Origin of the sequence: Cellulomonas sp. ES6, from assembly GCF_030053835.1 — a bacterium.
In the GTDB taxonomy this organism is placed as follows: domain Bacteria; phylum Actinomycetota; class Actinomycetes; order Actinomycetales; family Cellulomonadaceae; genus Cellulomonas.
Genome location: NZ_CP125655.1, coordinates 3,853,876 through 3,872,566 on the forward strand (window position 1 = coordinate 3,853,876; position 18,691 = coordinate 3,872,566).

14 protein-coding genes are annotated in these 18,691 nt (G+C 74.9%); 11 read left to right on the forward strand and 3 right to left on the reverse strand.

Annotated elements, in window-relative coordinates:
* Positions 1–57: 57 nt before the first annotated feature.
* Positions 58–1,443: a glycine--tRNA ligase gene (locus P9841_RS17840; RefSeq protein WP_283319920.1), complete on the forward strand. Its 1,386-nt coding sequence runs from the start codon at positions 58–60 to the stop codon at positions 1,441–1,443.
* 9 nt (positions 1,444–1,452) lie between these two features.
* Entirely contained in the window at positions 1,453–2,715 is a 1,263-nt protein-coding gene (locus P9841_RS17845) for a YibE/F family protein (RefSeq protein WP_283319921.1), read from the forward strand.
* Positions 2,716–2,844: 129 nt separating this feature from the next.
* Here the strand turns inward: P9841_RS17845 and P9841_RS17850 are convergent, their stop codons facing one another.
* A complete protein-coding gene (locus P9841_RS17850) occupies positions 2,845–4,113 on the reverse strand; it encodes a YibE/F family protein (RefSeq protein ID WP_283319922.1) in 1,269 nt (422 codons plus the stop codon).
* A 187-nt stretch (positions 4,114–4,300) separates the two neighbouring features.
* On the opposite strand from P9841_RS17850, the gene dusB reads away from it, so the two are divergent.
* Positions 4,301–5,491: a tRNA dihydrouridine synthase DusB gene (gene dusB, locus P9841_RS17855; protein WP_283319923.1), complete on the forward strand. Its 1,191-nt coding sequence runs from the start codon at positions 4,301–4,303 to the stop codon at positions 5,489–5,491.
* Positions 5,492–5,854: 363 nt separating this feature from the next.
* Here dusB and P9841_RS17860 read toward each other — a convergent pair whose 3' ends face one another.
* Together P9841_RS17860 and P9841_RS17865 are read right to left on the reverse strand one after the other, a co-directional pair.
* The gene (locus tag P9841_RS17860) at positions 5,855–7,603 is read right to left on the reverse strand and encodes a glycoside hydrolase family 13 protein (protein ID WP_502848037.1); all 1,749 of its coding nucleotides are present in this window, start codon (positions 7,601–7,603) and stop codon (positions 5,855–5,857) included.
* 106 nt (positions 7,604–7,709) lie between these two features.
* Positions 7,710–8,759 (reverse strand): LacI family DNA-binding transcriptional regulator, encoded by a 1,050-nt coding sequence (locus P9841_RS17865; protein ID WP_283319924.1) that lies wholly within the window; start codon positions 8,757–8,759, stop codon positions 7,710–7,712.
* A gap of 208 nt (positions 8,760–8,967) precedes the next feature.
* Between P9841_RS17865 and P9841_RS17870 the strand changes: the two genes are divergently transcribed.
* The 8 genes from P9841_RS17870 to P9841_RS17905 all read left to right on the forward strand — a co-directional run bounded on the left by P9841_RS17870 (position 8,968) and on the right by P9841_RS17905 (position 18,663).
* Positions 8,968–10,215, forward strand: coding sequence for a sugar ABC transporter substrate-binding protein (locus P9841_RS17870; protein ID WP_283319925.1), 1,248 nt, complete (start codon positions 8,968–8,970; stop codon positions 10,213–10,215).
* Between the two features lie 73 nt (positions 10,216–10,288).
* Positions 10,289–11,938, forward strand: a complete 1,650-nt coding sequence (locus P9841_RS17875) for an ABC transporter permease subunit (protein ID WP_283319926.1) — start codon at positions 10,289–10,291, stop codon at positions 11,936–11,938.
* A 1-nt stretch (position 11,939) separates the two neighbouring features.
* On the forward strand, positions 11,940–12,869 hold the full coding sequence (locus P9841_RS17880) for a sugar ABC transporter permease (RefSeq protein WP_283319927.1): 930 nt from the start codon (positions 11,940–11,942) through the stop codon (positions 12,867–12,869).
* A 2-nt stretch (positions 12,870–12,871) separates the two neighbouring features.
* Positions 12,872–14,761, forward strand: a complete 1,890-nt coding sequence (locus P9841_RS17885) for a glycoside hydrolase family 13 protein (protein ID WP_283319928.1) — start codon at positions 12,872–12,874, stop codon at positions 14,759–14,761.
* Complete coding sequence (locus tag P9841_RS17890) at positions 14,758–15,606, forward strand: AAC(3) family N-acetyltransferase (protein ID WP_283319929.1); 849 nt, start codon at positions 14,758–14,760, stop codon at positions 15,604–15,606. Before P9841_RS17885 ends, P9841_RS17890 begins: the two co-directional genes overlap by 4 nt.
* Before the next feature lie 113 nt (positions 15,607–15,719).
* The gene (locus tag P9841_RS17895; RefSeq protein ID WP_283319930.1) at positions 15,720–16,988 is read left to right on the forward strand and encodes a deoxyguanosinetriphosphate triphosphohydrolase; all 1,269 of its coding nucleotides are present in this window, start codon (positions 15,720–15,722) and stop codon (positions 16,986–16,988) included.
* A gap of 44 nt (positions 16,989–17,032) precedes the next feature.
* A complete protein-coding gene (locus tag P9841_RS17900) occupies positions 17,033–17,638 on the forward strand; it encodes a SigE family RNA polymerase sigma factor (protein WP_502848042.1) in 606 nt (201 codons plus the stop codon).
* On the forward strand, positions 17,635–18,663 hold the full coding sequence (locus P9841_RS17905; RefSeq protein WP_283319931.1) for a hypothetical protein: 1,029 nt from the start codon (positions 17,635–17,637) through the stop codon (positions 18,661–18,663). Before P9841_RS17900 ends, P9841_RS17905 begins: the two co-directional genes overlap by 4 nt.
* The last annotated feature ends 28 nt before the right edge of the window (positions 18,664–18,691 follow it).

An 18,691-nucleotide genomic window follows, 5' to 3' on the forward strand; every position in this document is an offset into this window, starting at 1 on the left:
CGATCACCCTCCCGCGTCACCCAGGCGCGGCGACCCCCGGCACCAGGAGCACTCACCGTGGCAGCACCCTCCCGTCTCGACTCCGTCGTCTCCCTCGCCAAGCGGCGCGGCTTCGTCTTCCAGAGCGGGGAGATCTACGGCGGCTCCCGCTCCGCGTGGGACTACGGGCCGCTCGGCGTCGAGCTCAAGGAGAACATCAAGAAGCAGTGGTGGCGCACCGTCGTGCAGGGCCGCGACGACGTCGTCGGGCTCGACTCGGCCGTCATCCTGCCCCGCCAGGTGTGGGTCGCCTCCGGCCACGTCGGCGTCTTCACCGACCCGCTCACCGAGTGCCTCTCGTGCCACAAGCGGTTCCGCGAGGACCAGATGATCGAGGAGTTCGAGGAGAAGAAGGGCCGCGCCCCCGAGGGCGGCCTCGCCGAGATCGCCTGCCCGAACTGCGGCACCCGCGGCCAGTGGACCGAGCCGCGCGACTTCAACATGATGCTCAAGACCTACCTCGGCCCCGTCGAGGACGAGTCCGGCCTGCACTACCTGCGGCCCGAGACCGCCCAGGGCATCTTCGTGAACTTCGCCAACGTGCTGACCACGGCCCGCAAGAAGCCGCCGTTCGGCATCGGCCAGATCGGCAAGTCGTTCCGCAACGAGATCACCCCCGGCAACTTCATCTTCCGGACCCGCGAGTTCGAGCAGATGGAGATGGAGTTCTTCGTCGAGCCCGGCACGGACGAGACCTGGCACCAGTACTGGATCGACCAGCGCACCGACTGGTACGTCGACCTGGGCATCTCGCGCGAGAACCTGCGGCACTACGAGCACCCGGCCGAGAAGCTCTCGCACTACTCCAAGCGCACCGTCGACATCGAGTACCGCTTCGGCTTCAGCGGCTCGGACTGGGGCGAGCTCGAGGGCATCGCGAACCGCACCGACTTCGACCTGTCGACGCACTCGAAGCACTCCGGCCAGGACCTGTCGTACTTCGACCAGACCAAGGACGAGCGCTGGGTGCCGTACGTCATCGAGCCGGCCGCAGGCCTGACCCGGTCGCTCATGGCGTTCCTCGTCGAGTCGTACCACGAGGACGAGGCCCCCAACGCGAAGGGCGGCGTCGACAAGCGCACCGTGCTGCGCCTCGACCCGCGCCTGGCGCCCGTCAAGGCCGCGGTGCTGCCGCTGTCCCGCAACGAGGCGCTCTCGCCCAAGGCCCGCGACCTCGCCGCGGAGCTCCGGAGGTCCTGGAACGTCGACTTCGACGACGCCGGCGCCATCGGCCGCCGGTACCGCCGCCAGGACGAGATCGGCACGCCGTTCTGCATCACCGTGGACTTCGACACGCTCGAGGACCAGGCCGTCACGATCCGGCACCGCGACGACATGACGCAGGAGCGGGTCGCGCTGGACCAGGTGACCGGCTACCTCGCGCAGCGGCTCGTCGGGGCCTGAGCCCCGCGCGTGCACACCCACGGCCACCACGCGGGCGGTGACGTCCCCGACCTCCGGGTCGGGCGGCGGGCCCGCGTGGTGGTCGTCGTGCTGCTGGCCGTCGCCGCGGTCGCGACGCTGGCCGGCCTGGCGTGGCTGTGGCCGCGCACCGCGACCCCCGTGCTCGACACGACGCCCGAGGGCTCGTCGTACCAGGTCGTGACGGTCACGGACACCGACCTGCTCGCGGACGCGCAGACGGGTCCGGCGCTGCTGGCCGAGACGGCGGCGGGGGAGACCGTCACCGTGCAGGTCGCCCCGGAGTACCTCGACGTCGTGAGCGCGGGGGACCGCATCCGCGTCCTCGCGCTGCCGCAGGTGACCGGAGCGGCGCCGTACGTGTTCGTCGACCTGGTGCGCGGCCCGCCGATGGCCCTGCTCGCCGGGGTGCTGGTGGTGCTGGTGCTGGCCGTCGCGCGACTGCGGGGCGTCGGTGCGCTGCTGGGCCTCGCCGTGTCCGTGGCCGGGGTGCTCGGGTTCACCGTCCCGGCGCTGCTGGCCGGGAAGCCGGCGCTGCCGGTCGCGCTCGTCACCGCCGCGGCGCTGCTGTACGTGCTGCTGTACCTCGCGCACGGGGTCTCGGTCCGCACGTCCGTCGCGTTGCTCGGGACGCTCGGCGGGCTGCTCGCGACCGGGCTGCTCGCCACCTGGGCCACCGGGGCGACCCACCTCACGGGGCTGAGCGGCGAGCACGCGCTCGACCTGCTGTCGCTCGCCCCCGACGCGAGCCTGCGCGGCATCCTGCTGTGCGGGATCGTGCTGGCCGGCCTCGGCGTGCTCAACGACGTGACGATCACGCAGGCGTCCGCGGTGTGGGAGCTGCGCGCGGTCTCGCCCGCGGCGACCCGGCGCGAGCTGTTCGCCGGCGGGATGCGGATCGGCCGCGACCACATCGCGTCCACCGTCTACACGGTGGCGTTCGCGTACCTCGGGGCGGCGCTGCCGCTCGTGCTGCTGGTCGCGATGTCCGACCGCACGTTGCTCGACTCGCTGACGTCCGGGGAGATCGCGGAGGAGGTCGTCCGGACGATGGTCGGGTCGATCGGGCTGGTCCTCGCGATCCCCCTGACGACGGCCGTGGCGGCGGCCCTGGTGCCGGGCCCCGCGCCCGCACCGGCCCCGACCGTGCAGACCCCGCCCGCGCAGACCCCGTCCGCTCAGACCTCGTCCGCGCCGGCCTCGACCGCGCCGGTCTCGACCGCGCCCGACGGAACCGGACCCGCTCTGCCCTGACCGGACCCGCGTCCCCGGGTGTCCCCGCTCGAGGTTGCAGCAGATGTGGGGTTCCGCGGCCGGAAACCCACATCTGCTGCACCCTCGACGAGCTCGAGCGGGCTCGGGCTCGGGCTCGGGCGGGCGCCGTCAGCCCGGGTGGCCGGGGGCGTCGACCTCGGCGACCGCGTGGACGTGGGCGTGCGCGTGGCCGTCGGGGGCCGCGTGCCGGGCCGGCGCCGCGCCGGAGCGCGTGACGACCAGCGCCGCGATCGCGGTCGTCAGCGGGATCGCCAGCACGAGGCCGATGGACCCGACCATCGTGCGGACGATCTCCTCCGCGAACTCCCCGCTGGTCAGCGTCGGCCCGAGCGGCAGCTGGTACAGCTCGAGCAGCAGCAGCACGGGCAGCGCGGCGCCGGTGTAGGCGAACGCGATCGTGTAGACGGTCGACGCGATGTGGTCCCGGCCGATCCGCATCCCGCCGCGGAACAGCTCCGCCCGGGTGGCCGCCGGGGACGCCGCGCGCAGCTCCCACACCGCGGACGCCTGCGTGATCGTCACGTCGTTGAGCACGCCGAGACCCGCCAGCACGAGCCCGCACAGGAACAGCCCGCGCAGGGACGTCGCGCCGCTGTCGCCCAGCAGCTGCGCGAGCCGGTAGGAGTCCTCGGTGCTGACGCCCGACAGCCGCGCCCACTCCGCCCCGAGCACCCCGAGCACCGTCGTGGCCGCGAGCCCCGCCAGCGTGCCGAGCAGCGCGGCGGACGTGCGCAGCGACAGCCCGTGGGCGAGGTACAGGACCACCACCATGATGAGCGTCGACGCGCTCAGCGCCACGACCACCGGGTTCTCGCCCCGGACGAGCGCCGGCAGCACGTACCCGCCGATGACGCCGAACGCGATCAGCAGCCCGATCAGGGCGCGCAGCCCGCGGCTGCGCGCGACGAGGATGATCGCCAGGGCGAACACGAGCGCGATCGTCACGAGAGGCAGCGTGCGGTCGTAGTCGTGCCACGCCCAGACCTCCGGGTCGGAGCCCGACGCGGGGTAGTGCTCGACGAGGATGCGCGTCCCCGCGGGCACGTCGTCGGCGGTGGTCGACGCCGTCGCCCACACCTCGACGTCCCGCCCGCGCTCCGGGCCGCTGGTCACGGTCGCGGACACCCGCAGGCAGGGGACCTCGGCGGGGATCGTCCCGTCCGGCTGCCGGTCCTCGACGGTGCCCTCGCACTGCTCGACCGACGTCCCCGTGACGGTCGCGGTGGGGTAGTCGAGGTCGACGGCGCTGATCGTGCGGTCGCTGTCGATCTCGCCGTGCGGCCAGGTCAGGGCCACGCCGACGCCGGCGGCGAGCACGAGCGGCAGCAGGATCGCGGCGATCAGACGACGGGTGCGCAGCGCGGTGGGGGTCGGCACGGAGGCGATTCTGCCGGGTCCGCCCCGCGCGCACCCGGCATGCGCCCCGCACGGCCCCGCGCACCCACCCGAGTCACCGGCCCCGCGCACCCGCCGGCGGTACCGCCCGCGCCCCCGCACGGCCCCGCGCACCCGCCCGGCCCGCCGCCCCGCGCGCCCGCGCCGGGCGCTGGGGGACAATTGACGCATGACCGCTGTCCCCGCCGCCCCGGCCGCGCCCGCGACCGACCGCACCGTGCTGCCCCCGCTGCGCATCGGGCCGCTGTCCGTCGACACCCCCGTGGTGCTCGCCCCGATGGCCGGCGTGACGAACGCGGCGTTCCGGCGGCTGTGCCGGGAGTCGGGCGCCGGGCTGTACGTCGCGGAGATGGTGACGTCACGCGCGCTGGTCGAGCGGGGTGAGGAGTCGATGCGGATCATCTCGCACGCCCCGGACGAGCGGCCGCGCTCCGTGCAGGTGTACGGCGTGGACCCGGCGACCGTCGGTGCGGCGGTGCACCTGATCGCGTCGGAGGACCGCGCCGACCACGTCGACCTGAACTTCGGGTGCCCGGTGCCGAAGGTCACGCGGCGCGGCGGCGGCTCGGCCCTGCCGTGGAAGCGCGAGCTGTTCGAGTCGATCCTGCGCGCCGCCGTCGACGCGGCGCGCCCCTACGGCGTCCCGGTGACCGTGAAGATGCGCAAGGGCATCGACGAGGACCACCTGACGTACCTGGAGGCCGGCCTGGTCGCCCAGGACCTGGGGGTCGCGGCGGTTGCGCTGCACGCACGGACGGCCGAGCAGTACTACTCCGGCACGGCCGACTGGGAGGCGATCGCCCGCCTCAAGGAGACCGTGACCGACATCCCGGTGCTCGGCAACGGGGACATCTGGTCCGCCGAGGACGCGCTGGAGATGGTGCGGCGGACGGGGTGCGACGGCGTGGTCGTCGGGCGCGGCTGCCAGGGTCGGCCGTGGCTGTTCGCGGACCTCGCGGCGGCGTTCGCCGGGTCCCCGGAACGCATCCGGCCGGGCGCCCGCTACGTGGCGCAGGTCATCCGGCGGCACGCCGAGCTCATGGTCGAGCACTTCGGCGACGAGGGGAAGGCGCTGCGCGAGCTCCGCAAGCACATGGCCTGGTACTGGAAGGGCTACGTGGTCGGCGGGGAGCAGCGGGCGGCGCTCGGGCTCGTGTCGTCCCTCGCGGAGCTCGACGACCGGCTGGCGGCCCTCGACCTGGACCAGCCGTACCCGGGCGAGGCCGCCGAGGGCCAGCGCGGCCGGGCCGGCACCCCGAAGCGCCCGCACCTGCCGGACGGCTGGCTCGACTCCCGCGAGCTGTCCGAGGACTTCCGCCAGGCCCTGCACGAGGCCGAGCTCAGCGTCTCCGGCGGCTGACCCGCCCGCGACCCGAGCCCCGCGCGCCCGCGCCCGCCCGCGCGCTGTCGAGTGCACCGAGAGGCCAGGACACGCCCGGATCCGCGCGCGATCAGTCGGCGTGTCCTGGACTCTCGGCGGCCTGCACGTGGGTACGCGGGGCGCGTGCCGGCCGCGCGCTGCGGCCGCGGTGGCCTCTCGACCCGGACCGCGGTCCGGGTCGAGAGGCCAGGACACGCCCGGTATGCGCGCGATCGATCGGCGTGTCCTGGACTCTCGGTGGGTCTGCGCGCGGGGACGAGCACGCGGGTGGGTGCGCGAGCATGCGGGCAGCGCGTGGGCGCGAGCGCGTGGGCGGGCAGCGCGCGGGCGCGCGAGAACGCGTCAGCGGGCGCGGAGCCAGACGGTCGTGTCCGCGGGCAGCTCCGGGCCGACCGGGGCGTCGCCCGGCAGGCCCGAGGCGAGCAGCACCTCGGCGCCGTCCGGCAGGGGCACCGGGGCCGGGCCGAGGTTCGCGACGACGAGCACGTCGCCGTTGCGGACCGCGATCACGTGGTCCTGGCCGTCGTACGCCGGCTCCCACGCCGCCCCGCCGGTCCCGAGTCCCTCCGCGCGACGCAGCCGCAGCGCCGCCCGGTAGAGCTCGAGCGTGGAGCCCGGGACGCCGTCCTGGGCGTCCGCCGCGTACGCCGCCCACGACGCCGGCTGCGGCAGCCAGGTGTCGCCGCTGGCCGAGTACCCGAAGCCGGGCTCGTGCGCGGCCCACGGCAGCGGCACGCGGCAGCCGTCCCGGCCGAGCTCGGCGCCGCCCGTCCGGACGTACGCCGGGTCCTGCCGCAGTGCGTCGTCGAGCGCGGTGTGCTCGGGCAGGCCGAGCTCCTCGCCCTGGTACAGGTAGGCCGAGCCGGGCAGCCCGAGCAGCAGCAGGGTCGCGGCCCGGCCGCGCCGCAGGCCGAGCTCCTCGTCCGGCTGCTGGTCCGCGGCGCCGATCCCGTTGGGCCGCGAGGTGGGGTCCGGCAGGCCGAGGCGGGAGTGGTGCCGCACGACGTCGTGGTTGGACAGCACCCACGTGGTGGGGGCGCCGACCGAGTCGTTCACCGCGTAGGACGCCGCGATCACCCGTCGCAGCGCCGGCGCGTCCCAGCCCGTCGCGAGGAACGCGAAGTTGAACGCCTGGTGCATCTCGTCGGGCCGCACGTACCGGGCCAGGCGGGACAGCGGCTCGACCCAGGCCTCGGCGACGAGCATCCGGTCGCCGTCGTACTCGTCGAGGACCCGCCGCCAGGCCCGGTAGATCTCGTGCACGCCGTCCTGGTCGAACATGGGGCCCTGGTTGCCGGAGCCGCTGACGGCGTCGGCGGCGTCGCCGTCGTCGCTGCCCTCGATCATCGACACGTGCCCGTCCCAGTCGGGCAGGCCGTCGGCCTTGACCATGCCGTGCGCGACGTCGACGCGGAACCCGTCGACGCCGCGGTCCAGCCAGAACCGCAGCACGTCCTCGAACTCTGCGCGGACCTCGGGGTTCGTCCAGTCCAGGTCCGGCTGCTTGGAGTCGAACAGGTGCAGGTACCACTGGCCGTCGTCGACGCCGTGCCGCTCGGGGGTGAGCCGGGTCCAGGCGGGGCCGCCGAAGATGGAGTCCCAGTTGTTCGGCGGCAGCGAGCCGTCGGCGCCGCGCCCGTCGCGGAACAGGTAGCGCGCGCGCTCGGGCGACCCGGGGGGCGTGCGCAGCGCCTCGGCGAACCAGGCGTGCTCGTCGGAGGTGTGGTTCGGCACCAGGTCGACGACGACGCGCAGCCCGAGGTCGTGCGCGCGGTCGAGCAGCGCGTCGAAGTCGGCGAGCGTGCCGAACAGCGGGTCGACGTCCCGGTAGTCGGCGACGTCGTAGCCGGCGTCCGCCTGCGGGGAGCGGTAGAACGGCGACAGCCACACCGCGTCGACGCCGAGGGCGGCCAGGTGGTCGAGGCGCGCGGTGATGCCGGGCAGGTCGCCGATGCCGTCGCCGTTCCCGTCGGCGAACGAGCGGGGGTACACCTGGTAGATCACGGCGTCGCGCCACCAGGGGCCGTCGGCGGCGTCGGGGTGGTGGACCACGGCGGGGGCGGTCAGGGCCTGGGGGAGGACAGCGGTCACGGCGGGGCCTTCGGGGTCGCGGGCGGGTGCGGGAACGGGGTGCGGGGACGGGGTGCGGGTCGGTGCGGGCGCGCCGGCCGCGCGGCGGGGCGGTCGGGTCGGACGGTCAGGCGCTCGCGCCGGGCTCGCGCGGCGCGGCACCGGTGGATCCCCGGACGATGAGCTCGGGGTGGATGAGCAGCTCGGCCCGCGGGGCGGGCGTGCCGGCGATCTCGCTCATGAGCGCCTGGACGGCGGCCTGGGCCATGGTCTGCACCGGCTGGCGCACGGTCGTGAGCGGCGGGTCGGTGAACCCGATGAGGGGGGAGTCGTCGTAGCCGACCACCGACACGTCCCCGGGGACGTCCAGACCCCGGGACCGCGCGGCGCGGATGGCGCCCAGGGCCATGAGGTCCGAGCCGCAGATGATCGCGGTGTGCCCGGAGTCGAGCAGCTCGTGCGCGGCCTGGACGCCGCCCTCGACGGTGAACAGCGTGGCGACGACGTGGCCGGCGGGGTCGTCGACGCCGAGCCGGTCGCGCAGCAGCTCGGCGAACCGCGCGTGCTTGCGTCGCGCCGGGACGAACCGGGTGGGTCCGGTGGCCAGGCCGATGGAGCGGTGCCCGAGCGCGAGCAGGTGGGTGAAGGCCTGCTCGACGGCCACCGCGTCGTCGGTGGCGACGGCGGGGGCGTCCACGTCGGCGGCGCGCCCGTTGACCAGCACGATGGGCAGGCCGCGGCCCCGCAGCGCGTGGTAGCGCTCGGTCGAGGCCGTGGTGTCCGCGTGCAGGCCGGAGACGAACACGATGCCGGCCACGTCGTGGTCCAGGAGGATCTCGACGTAGTGGTCCTCGGTGGTGCCGCCCGGTGACTGCGTGCAGAGCAGGGGCGTGTACCCGCGCCGCGTGAGCATCGACTCGACGGCCTGCGCCATGGCCGGGAACACCGGGTTGGACAGCTCGGGGACGACCAGGCCGACGAGGCCGCTGGACCGGGTCCGCAGCTTCTCGGGCCGCTCGTAGCCGAGGACGTCGAGGGCGGCCAGGACCGCCTCCCGCGCCTGCGTCGAGACCCCGGACTTCCCGTTGAGGACGCGCGAGACCGTCGCGGTGGAGACCCCCGCCTGGTCGGCGAGGTCCGTCAGGCGGGTGCGCACGGTGGCGAGCGTAAGGGACACCGGGCCTCCTCGTCCTGGGTCGTTCACGTGCAGGGCTGAGCCCGGGCCGGCGCCGTCCTCGGAGCGGGCGGTCGTCACTGTACGCACGTTCTGAAACTTGCTGCAAGGCCTTGCGGAGCGACTCGGATCAGCGTTAGCGTCCAGCCCCGTCAAGCCGTGGCCGGCACAGCTGCCCGCCCGGCAACCTTCCTGCGATACGGAGACGACGATGCGACGGAGCATCCCCGTGCTGGCGACCGCCCTGGGCCTGTCCCTGGTGCTCGCCGGCTGCTCGGGCGGCGGCGACGAGCCCGCCAGCGGCGACGAGTCCACCCAGCCGGCCGAGTCCGCCGGCACCCTCACGGTCTGGGTCGACGACACCCGGTCCGGTCCGGTCAAGGAGGTCGCGCAGACCTTCGAGGCCGACACCGGCGTGACCGTGAAGTTCGTCCAGAAGGACTTCGGCGACATCCGCGACGACTTCATCTCGCAGGTGCCGACCGGCCAGGGCCCGGACATCATCGTCGGCGCCCACGACTGGCTCGGGAAGCTCGTGCAGAACGGCGTCGTCGCCCCGATCGAGCTGGGGGACAAGGCCGGTGACTTCCTCGACGTCGCCATCGACGCGATGAGCTACGAGGGCACGCTGTACGGCCTGCCGTACTCGGTGGAGAACATCGGCCTGGTGCGCAACAACGCGCTGGTGAGCGAGCCGACGCCGGACACGTTCGACGCCCTGGTCGAGCAGGCCAAGGCCGTCGGCACGGAGCACTCGGTCCTCATCCAGCAGGACGAGACCACCGGCGACCCGTACCACCTGTACCCGCTGCAGACCTCGTTCGGCGCTCCCGTGTTCGCCACGGACGACTCCGGCGCGTACGACGGCTCGCAGCTCGCGATGGACACCGAGCAGGGCCGGGCGTTCGCGGCGTACGTCGGCAAGCTCGGCGCCGAGGGCGTGCTCAAGACGACGGTCTCCGGCGACATCGCCAAGGAGGCGTTCCTGGCCGGCCAGGCGCCGTACATGATCACCGGCCCGTGGAACGTCGGCGACTTCGTGGACGCCGGCATGGACGTGTCCATCGAGCCGATCCCGTCGGCCGGCGGCCAGGAGTCGCAGCCGTTCGTCGGCGTGCAGGGCTTCTTCATCTCGGCCAAGAGCGAGAACGCGCTGCTCGCCAACGAGTTCGTCGTGAACTACCTCGGCACGCAGGACGTCCAGCTCGCGCTGTACGAGGCCGGCGGCCGCGCCCCGGCGCTCAGCGCGGCGGTCGACACGATCGCCGACGACCCGGTGGTCGCGGGCTTCGCCGAGGTCGGCAAGAACGGCGTGCCGATGCCGTCCATCCCGGCGATGGACTCCGTCTGGTCCGACTGGGGCGCCACGCAGGTGGCGATCGTCAACCAGCAGGGCGACCCGGGCGAGCTGTGGACGCAGATGTGCGCGTCCATCGCCTCCAAGATCGCCGCGGCCTGACCGGCCCCGCCGGGCGGGCGGTCCGCCGCCCGCCCGGCACCCCCTCGTCGGACCCCCTCAGCGTGGAGAGAGCATGAGCCGCACGACGACGCCCCCCGCGGCGTCCCCCCGTTCCCGGACGACCCGCGGACCGTCCCACGGCCCCGCCGGCCCGGACGGGCCCCGGGGCCCGCGGACCTGGATCGGCGCCCAGACGTTCTCGGCCGGCTTCGTGGTCAAGCTCGTGCTCGTGGGCCTGGTCGACGCGCTGGGCGTCTACGGCGTCCTCGCGTCGGCCGCCCAGCAGCAGTGGGGCGTCCTGGCGTTCCTGGTCGCGGCGCTGCTCGTCGTCAACCTCGTCTACTTCTCGCGGCGCGCCGTCCCCGGCAAGTACCTGGTGCCCGGCCTGGTGTTCCTGCTCGTCTACCAGGTGTTCGTCGTGGCGTACACGGGCTGGACGGCGTTCACGAACTACGGCGACGGCCACAACTCGACCCGCGAGGACGCCGTCGAGGCGATCCTCGTGCAGGACGAGGCCCGCGTCCCGGACTCGCCCACCTACGCCCTGTCCGTCGTCACGCGCGGCGACGAGCTGGCCTTCGCGGTCGTCGACCCCGAGGGGGACCCGCTGGTCGGCGCGGCCGAGCAGCCGCTCGAGCCGGCCGAGGGCGCCGACGTCGAGGGCGGCCGGGTGGTCGCGCTCGACGGCTACGACGTGCTCGACTTCGCGCAGGTCGTGGCGCGGCAGTCCGACGTCTTCGCCATGCGGGTGCCGCTGTCGGACGACCCGAACGACGGCAGCCTGCGCACCACCGACGGGTCGGCCGGCTACGTGTACGCCTCCACGATGGTCTACGACGAGGCCGCCGGGACGATCACGGACACGACGACCGGCACCGTGTACACGGCCGACGAGACCGAGGGGTCCTTCGTCGCGGACGACGGCACCGCGCTGGGCACCGGCTGGCGGGTGTTCGTCGGGCTCGACAACTTCACCCGCGTGCTGGGCGACGCCTCGCTGCGCGGCCCGTTCGTCGGCGTTCTGCTGTGGACGTTCGGGTTCGCGATCGGCTCGGTCGTCCTGACCTTCGGCCTCGGGCTGTTCCTCGCCATCACCCTCAACGACTGGCGGGTGCGGGGGCGGACGGTCTACCGGTCGCTGCTGATCCTGCCGTACGCGTTCCCGGCGTTCCTGTCCGCCCTGGTGTGGCGCGGCATGCTCAACCGGGACTTCGGGTTCGTGAACCAGACGCTGCTCGGCGGCGCGGAGATCCCGTGGCTGACGGACCCGGTGCTGGCCAAGGTCGCGGTGCTGACCGTCAACCTGTGGCTCGGCTTCCCGTACATGTTCCTCATCTGCACCGGGGCGCTGCAGTCCATCCCGCAGGAGGTCTACGAGGCCGGCCGGCTCGACGGCGCGAAGCCGTGGCGGATGTTCCGGTCGCTGACGATGCCGCTGCTGCTGGTGTCCACCGCGCCGCTGCTCATCTCGAGCTTCGCCTTCAACTTCAACAACTTCAACGTCGTCTACCTGACCACCGAGGGCGGGCCGCAGGACCTGTCCGCGCCGGTGGACGTCGGGGCGAGCGACATCCTCATCACCTTCGTCTACAAGATCGCGTTCGGCGGCGTGAACCGGCAGTACGGCCTGGCCTGCGCGATCTCGATCCTCATCTTCCTGATCGTCGCGACCATCTCCGCGATCAGCTTCCGCAAGACCCGCGCGCTCGAGGAGCTGGGCTGACATGGCCACCGACCAGACCACCGCCGTCCGCGGCTCCCGCGGCTCCCGCACCGCCCCCGACGCGCCCCGGCGCCTGTCCCCGCGCCGCTGGTGGCGCGAGGTCGGCTGGCGGCACGTCGTCGCCCTCGTGGCGCTCGTGTTCGCGATCCTCCCGATCCTCTACATCGTCTCGTCGTCGCTGAACCCCAGCGGGTCGCTCACCGGGTCGAACCGGCTGTTCGGCACGGTGGCGGCCGACAACTACGTCGACCTGTTCACCGACCCCGTCCACCCGTACGCGAAGTGGTTCGTCAACACCCTCGTCATCGCGGGCGTCACGGCGGTCGGCACCGTGTTCCTCGGGGCGTGCGCGGCGTACGCGTTCTCGCGGTTCCGGTTCCGGGGGCGCCGCGGCGGGCTGCTGTCGCTGCTGCTGATCCAGATGTTCCCGCAGCTGCTGGCGTACGTGGCGATCTTCCTGCTCATGGTCATGCTGCGGGACCTGTTCCCCGCCATCGGCCTGGGCAGCCGGCTCGGCCTGATCCTCGTCTACCTGGGCGGGGCGCTCGGGGTGAACACGTACCTCATGTACGGGTTCTTCAACACGGTCCCGCGCGAGCTGGACGAGGCCGCGACCCTGGACGGCGCGAGCCACGCGCAGACGTTCTTCACGATCATCCTGCGGCTCGTCGCGCCGATCCTCGCGGTGGTCGGCCTGCTGTCGTTCGTCGGCACGTTCTCCGACTTCCTCATCGCGTCGATCGTGCTCGTCGACCCGGACAAGCAGACGCTGGCGGTCGGCCTCTACCAGTACGTCAGCCAGCGGTTCTCGGAGTACTGGGGCGTGTTCGCCGCGGGGGCCGTGCTGGCCGCCGTGCCCGTGATCCTGCTGTTCCAGTTCCTCCAGCGCTACATCGTGTCCGGCCTCACCGCCGGCTCCGTGAAGGGATGAGCATGGCCACCACGACCACCGTCCCGTCGCCCGCCCGGCGCCGCGACGCCCGCCCGGCGGGCCACCTGCTGGACGTCCCGCACCACGACGGCAGCGAGCTGTTCGCCCCGCAGGAGGTCCCGGCGCTGGGCGACGTCGTCCCGGTGCGGCTGCGGGTGCCCGCCGGCACGCCCGAGCGCGGCGTGTGGGTGCGCACCGTCCGGGACGCCGAGCCGCACATCGTGCCCGCGCGCCTCGACCGCGAGGAGGGCGGCGAGCGCTGGTACGTCGCCGAGGTGCCGGTGCACAACCCGGTGACGTCCTACCGCTGGCTGCTCGACGAGCCCGGGGGCTACCGCTGGCTGACCGGGCGGGGGGCGTTCGACCGGGACGTCACCGACGCGGGCGACTTCCGGCTGACCGTGCACCCCGGCGCGCCCGCGTGGGTGTCGGACGCGGTGGTCTACCAGATCTTCCCGGACCGGTTCGCGCGGTCCGGGACCGAGCGGGCGCTGCCCGACTGGGCCGTGCCCGCGGCGTGGGACGAGGAGCCGGTCGGGCGCGGCCCGGTCACGCCGGTGCAGCTCTACGGCGGCGACCTGCTGGGCGTCGAGCAGCGCCTCGACCACCTGCAGCGGCTCGGCGTCGACACCGTGTACCTGACGCCCGTGTTCCCGTCCCGGTCGAACCACCGGTACGACGCGTCGACGTTCGGGCACGTGGACCCGCTGCTGGGCGGCGACGAGGCGCTGGCCTCGCTGAGCAGGGCGCTGCACGGCCGCGGGATGCGGCTGGTCGGCGACCTCACGACGAACCACACCGGCGACGCCCACGAGTGGTTCCGGCGGGCCTGCGCCGACCCCGGGGCCCCGGAGCGGGAGTTCTACTACTGGGACGACTCGGAGCGCGGGTACGCGGCCTGGCTCGACGTGCCGTCGCTGCCCAAGCTGTCCTACCGGTCGCGCGAGCTGGCCCGCCGCCTGGTGGACGGCCCGGACTCCGTGATCGCCCGGTGGCTGGCCGAGCCGTACGCCCTGGACGGCTGGCGCATCGACGTCGCGAACATGACCGGCCGGTTCGGCGGGGACGACTTCGCGCACGCCGTCGCCCGGGCCGTGCGCGCCACGATGGCGGCCGCCAACCCCGACGCGGTGCTGGTCAGCGAGCACTTCCACGACGCCGGCGGCGACCTCACCGGTGCCGGCTGGCACGCGAACATGAACTACGGGGCGTTCACCAAGCCGGTGTGGACGTGGCTGGTGGACCCGGCCACCACGCTCGACTTCCTCGGCATCCCGACGACGATCCCGCGCCGCACCGGGCCGTCCGCGGTCGCCACGATGCGGGAGTTCGACTCCACCGTGCCGTGGCGGGTGACGCGCTCGCAGTGGAACATGCTCGGCTCGCACGACACGCCGCGGCTGCGGACGGTGGTCGGCAGCCGCGAGCTGGTCGAGGTCGCCGCGGGGCTGCTGTTCACCTACCCCGGGACCCCGGCGCTGTTCGCGGGCGACGAGGGCGGGCTGACCGGCTGGAACGGCGAGAACGCCCGCGTGCCCATGCCCTGGGACGCCATCGAGGGCCGCGACCCCGGCCGTGGTCCCCGGTGGGACGCCGCGACGTTCGACGTCTACCGGCGCCTCATCGCCCTGCGCCGGTCCAGTCGCGCGCTGCGCGAGGGCGGCCTGCGCTGGGCCGTCGTCGAGGACGACGCCGTCGCGTACCTGCGGGAGACCGCGGACGAGCGGGTGCTGGTGCTCGCGGCGCGTGCGCCCTGGCGCGGGGCGACCCTGCCCGGGCGTCTCGCGTCCGGCGCGGAGAACCTCTACGGCGGCGCCGACCTGCGCGTCGACGCCGACGGGCTGCACCTGCCCGGCGACGGTCCCGGCGTGCAGGTCTGGCGGCTGGCGTGACCCCGGACCCGGGCGCCGGCCCCGTCGTCACGCCCGAGCGGCTGGTCGACGACCTGCGGGCGCTCGGGGTCCGGCCCGGGGGCGTGCTGCTGGCGCACGTCAGCCTGTCCTCGCTCGGGCGGGTGGTCGGGGGCGCCGAGGCGGTGGCGCTCGCGCTCGAGACCGCGCTCGGACCGGACGGCACGCTCGTGGTGCCGACCCAGAGCTGGCAGCTCTGCGACCCGGCGTACCTGGCGGACCCGGGCGTGCCGCGCGCCGCCTGGGAGGCGGTCCGTGCGGCGCTGCCGCCGTACGACCCGCGGACCACGCCGAGCCGGTCGATGGGTGCCGTCGCGGAGGCGGTGCGCACCCGGCCCGGCACGCTGCGGTCCGGGCACCCGCACCGGTCGTTCGCCGCGCGCGGGCCGCTGGCCGCCGAGGTCGTCGCGCGCCACGACCTGGACGACCCGGTCGGGGAGGGGTCGCCGCTGCAGGCCGTCCACCGGCGCGACGGCCAGGTGCTGCTGCTCGGGGTGGACCACGACAAGAACACCTCGCTGCACCTCGCCGAGGCGCGCTCCGGCACGGCGAGCGCCCGCGTCCCGAACGCGGCCCCGCTGCTCGAGCGGGGCCGCCGGGTGTGGGTGCCGTTCACCGAGCCCGTGGTGGACGACAGCGACTTCGTCGCGGCCGGCCGGGACTTCGCGGCGGCCGGGGGCGAGCGCACCGGTGCCGTCGGCCGGGCCACGGCGCGGCTCATGGACCAGCGGGCGCTCGTCGCCCACGCGGCCGCCTGGTTCGCGCGCACCCGGCCGGCGCGTGCGGGCGGGGCCGACGGCGTGGGACCGGGTGCCGGGCGAGGCTGACCCGCCCGCCGGGACACCGCCCGCCCGGCGTGCCGCCTGCCCGCGCCGCCGCCCGCGCGGGGCGCCGCCCGCCCGGGGCCCGGCCTCTCGCGGCCGCTCGATAGGCTGGGCCCGTGACCCCTGACCAGCCCGACGGCTACGTGGACGCCGACCGGGAGCGGTGGGTCGCGGAGGCGCCCAAGTCGCGGTCCCGGACGCCGTTCGAGCGCGACCGCGCCCGCCTGGTGCACTCCTCGGCGCTGCGCCGGCTCGGCGCGAAGACGCAGGTCCTCGGCCCCTCGACCGACGACTTCGTGCGGACCCGCCTGACGCACACCCTGGAGGTCGCGCAGGTCGGGCGCGAGATCGGCAAGACGCTCGGGTGCGACCCGGACGTCGTCGACACCGCGTGCCTCGCGCACGACCTCGGGCACCCGCCGTTCGGGCACAACGGCGAGCGGGCGCTCGCGCACCTGGCGCGCGACATCGGCGGGTTCGAGGGCAACGCCCAGACGCTGCGGCTGCTGACCCGGCTCGAGCCGAAGGTCGTGGCGGACGGCGTCGCGGTGGGGCTCAACCTCACGCGCGCGAGCCTCGACGCCTCGGTGAAGTACCCGTGGGGCCTGGGGGAGGGCCCGCTGTCGGCGACCGGCCGCCCCACGCACAAGTTCGGCGTCTACGCGGACGACCTGCCGGTGTTCACGTGGCTGCGCGACGGCGCACCCGAGCAGCGCAAGTGCCTCGAGGCGCAGGTCATGGACCTCGCGGACGACATCTCCTACTCCGTGCACGACGTCGAGGACGCCGTGGTCGGCGGGCGGTTCGACCTCGCGGTGCTCACCGTCCCGGACGAGCGCGCCCGCGTCGCCGAGTCCGTCCGCACCTGGTACGGCGACGCGATCGACGCCGCCGGCCTGGAGGCCGCGATGGACCGGCTGGTCGCCGCCGACCTGTGGCGCCCCGGGTTCGACGGCTCCCGCGGCGCGCTCGCGGCGCTCAAGGACACCACGAGCCAGCTCATCGGGCGCTTCGCGCGCGCCGCCCAGCTCGCGACGCGGGAGGTCTACGGGCCGGGCCCGCTGACCCGCTACGCCGCGGACCTCATCGTCCCCGACACGACGACGGCCGAGATCCTGGTGCTCAAGGGCCTCGCCGTGACCTACGTGATGGCGCCGCGCGAGCTCGAGCCGCTGTACCAGCGGCAGCGGGAGATCCTCGCGGACCTGGTGCACGTGCTGTCCGAGCGCGCGCCGCTCGCGCTCGAGCCCCCGTTCGCCGCGGACTGGAAGGCGGCCCCCGACGACGCCGCCCGGCTCCGCGTCGTCGTCGACCAGGTCGCCTCGCTCACCGACGTGTCCGCCGCGGCCTGGCACGCGCGCCTCGCGCCGCCCCCGCGGTACTGACGCGGCGGACGCAACCTCCGGGGCCCGTCGTGCGTGTACCTGGTGTGACAGCGACGACGACCCTCCCCGACGAGGGCAGCGGGGCGCCGGACCCGGTGACCCTGGTGCTGCCCGTGGTGCGGGCCGGCGCCGGGGAGCGCGGAGAGCGCGACGCGGAGTTCGCGGCGTTCATGGCCGACGCCGCGCCGGCGCTCGCCCGGACCGCGTGGCTCCTGTGCGGCGACGCGCACCAGGCGGACGAGCTCGTGCAGCAGGCGCTCGTGCGCACCTACCTGGCGTGGGGCCGGGCGCGGGAGCGCGACCCGCTGGCCTACGCGCGGCGCGTGCTGGCGAACCTCCGGATCGACGGGTGGCGGCGCCGGCGGCGCGAGGTGCTCGTGGAGCCGGGCGACCTGCCGCACGGGGCGGTGCCGGGCAGCGACGAGCGGCTGACCGAGCGGGACCGGCTGGTCCGGGCGCTCGCGACGCTGAGCACCCGGCAGCGCCGCGTCGTCGTCCTTAGGCACCTGGAGGGGCTGTCCGAGTCCGAGGTGGCCGACGACCTGGGCGTGTCCGTCGGCACCGTGAAGTCCACGGCCTCCCGGGCGCTCGCGCGGCTGCGCGTGACCCTGGGCGAGGCCGGCCCCACCGACGTGAGGAGCGCGCGATGACCACCGACGAGGAGTTCGCCCGCGAGCTGCGCGAGCGCGCGCTGGCCGCCGCGCCCCCGTCCGACGTCGACCTGGACGCGGTGATCCCGCGGGCCCGGCGGCGCCGCGCCCGCGGCCGGGCCGCCGGTGCGGGGGCGCTCGCGCTGGTCGCGGTGACGGGCGTGGTCGCGGCGCAGGCGTGGGCCGGGGGGCCGGGAGGCGGTGCCTCCGAGGTCGGCCCCGCGGGCACCGGCTCGCTCGGCCGCACCGCGACGGTGGCGCCGACGGACGGCGCGTCGCTCGAGGCGGAGGCCGAGGCGGCACGCCTGGCCGCCGAGGCCGCGGCGCGGGAGGCGGCGTCCGGTCCGGCCGCCACCGACGCGGCCGGCACGGACGGGGCCGGGACGATCGAGCCCGGGTCCGGCACCGCGCAGGGGGCGGCGCCGTACTGGTACGTGCTCATGGAGAGCCCGGCGGCGGACGGCGGCACCGAGCGCACCGAGACGTGGCGCAGCCGCGAGCTGCCCGGACTGATCGTGTGGGACGGCGACCTGACCGCGCCGGCCGCGATGGGGCCGACGAACGTGGTCGGGCGGTTCCGGATCGACGGCGTCTGGGTCGACATGCTGCGCGACCCGGCGCTGCTGCCGACGGACGCCGGTGCGCTCGGGCAGGTGCTGCGGGACTCCGTCGAGCCTGACCGCGGGGGAGCGGGCAGCGACGACGACAAGGTGTTCGGCATGGTCCAGGACCTGCTGCGCGACGGCGGCATCCTGCCCACGGACCTGCTCCGGGCGGCGGTCGGGGTGGCCGGCGGCCTGCCCGGCGCGACGGTGGCGGACGGCACGGACGACCGCGGCCGCCCGGGCACGGTCGTCGAGTACCGGCCGTCGACGGGGGGCACCGAGCGGCTGGTGGTCGACCCCGCCACCGGCCTCCCGCTCCAGGTCGGCGACGCGGTGTACCTCGAGCAGCACCCGGCCGAGGACACGCCGGTGGAGCCGACGCTGGAGATGGCCGGGTGCGGGAGCTGGGAGACCTGCTGACGCGGCCGTACCGCGGCGAGGCACGGCA

What these genes read in the sequence shown, in the direction of transcription:
- P9841_RS17870 (WP_283319925.1), top strand. Translation starts at nt 8,968, where the DNA reads ATGCGACGGAGCATCCCCGTGCTGGCGACCGCCCTGGGCCTGTCCCTG.
- P9841_RS17880 (WP_283319927.1), top strand. Translation starts at nt 11,940, where the DNA reads ATGGCCACCGACCAGACCACCGCCGTCCGCGGCTCCCGCGGCTCCCGC.
- P9841_RS17885 (WP_283319928.1), top strand. Translation starts at nt 12,872, where the DNA reads ATGGCCACCACGACCACCGTCCCGTCGCCCGCCCGGCGCCGCGACGCC.
- P9841_RS17875 (WP_283319926.1), top strand. Translation starts at nt 10,289, where the DNA reads ATGAGCCGCACGACGACGCCCCCCGCGGCGTCCCCCCGTTCCCGGACG.
- dusB (WP_283319923.1), top strand. Translation starts at nt 4,301, where the DNA reads ATGACCGCTGTCCCCGCCGCCCCGGCCGCGCCCGCGACCGACCGCACC.
- P9841_RS17905 (WP_283319931.1), top strand. Translation starts at nt 17,635, where the DNA reads ATGACCACCGACGAGGAGTTCGCCCGCGAGCTGCGCGAGCGCGCGCTG.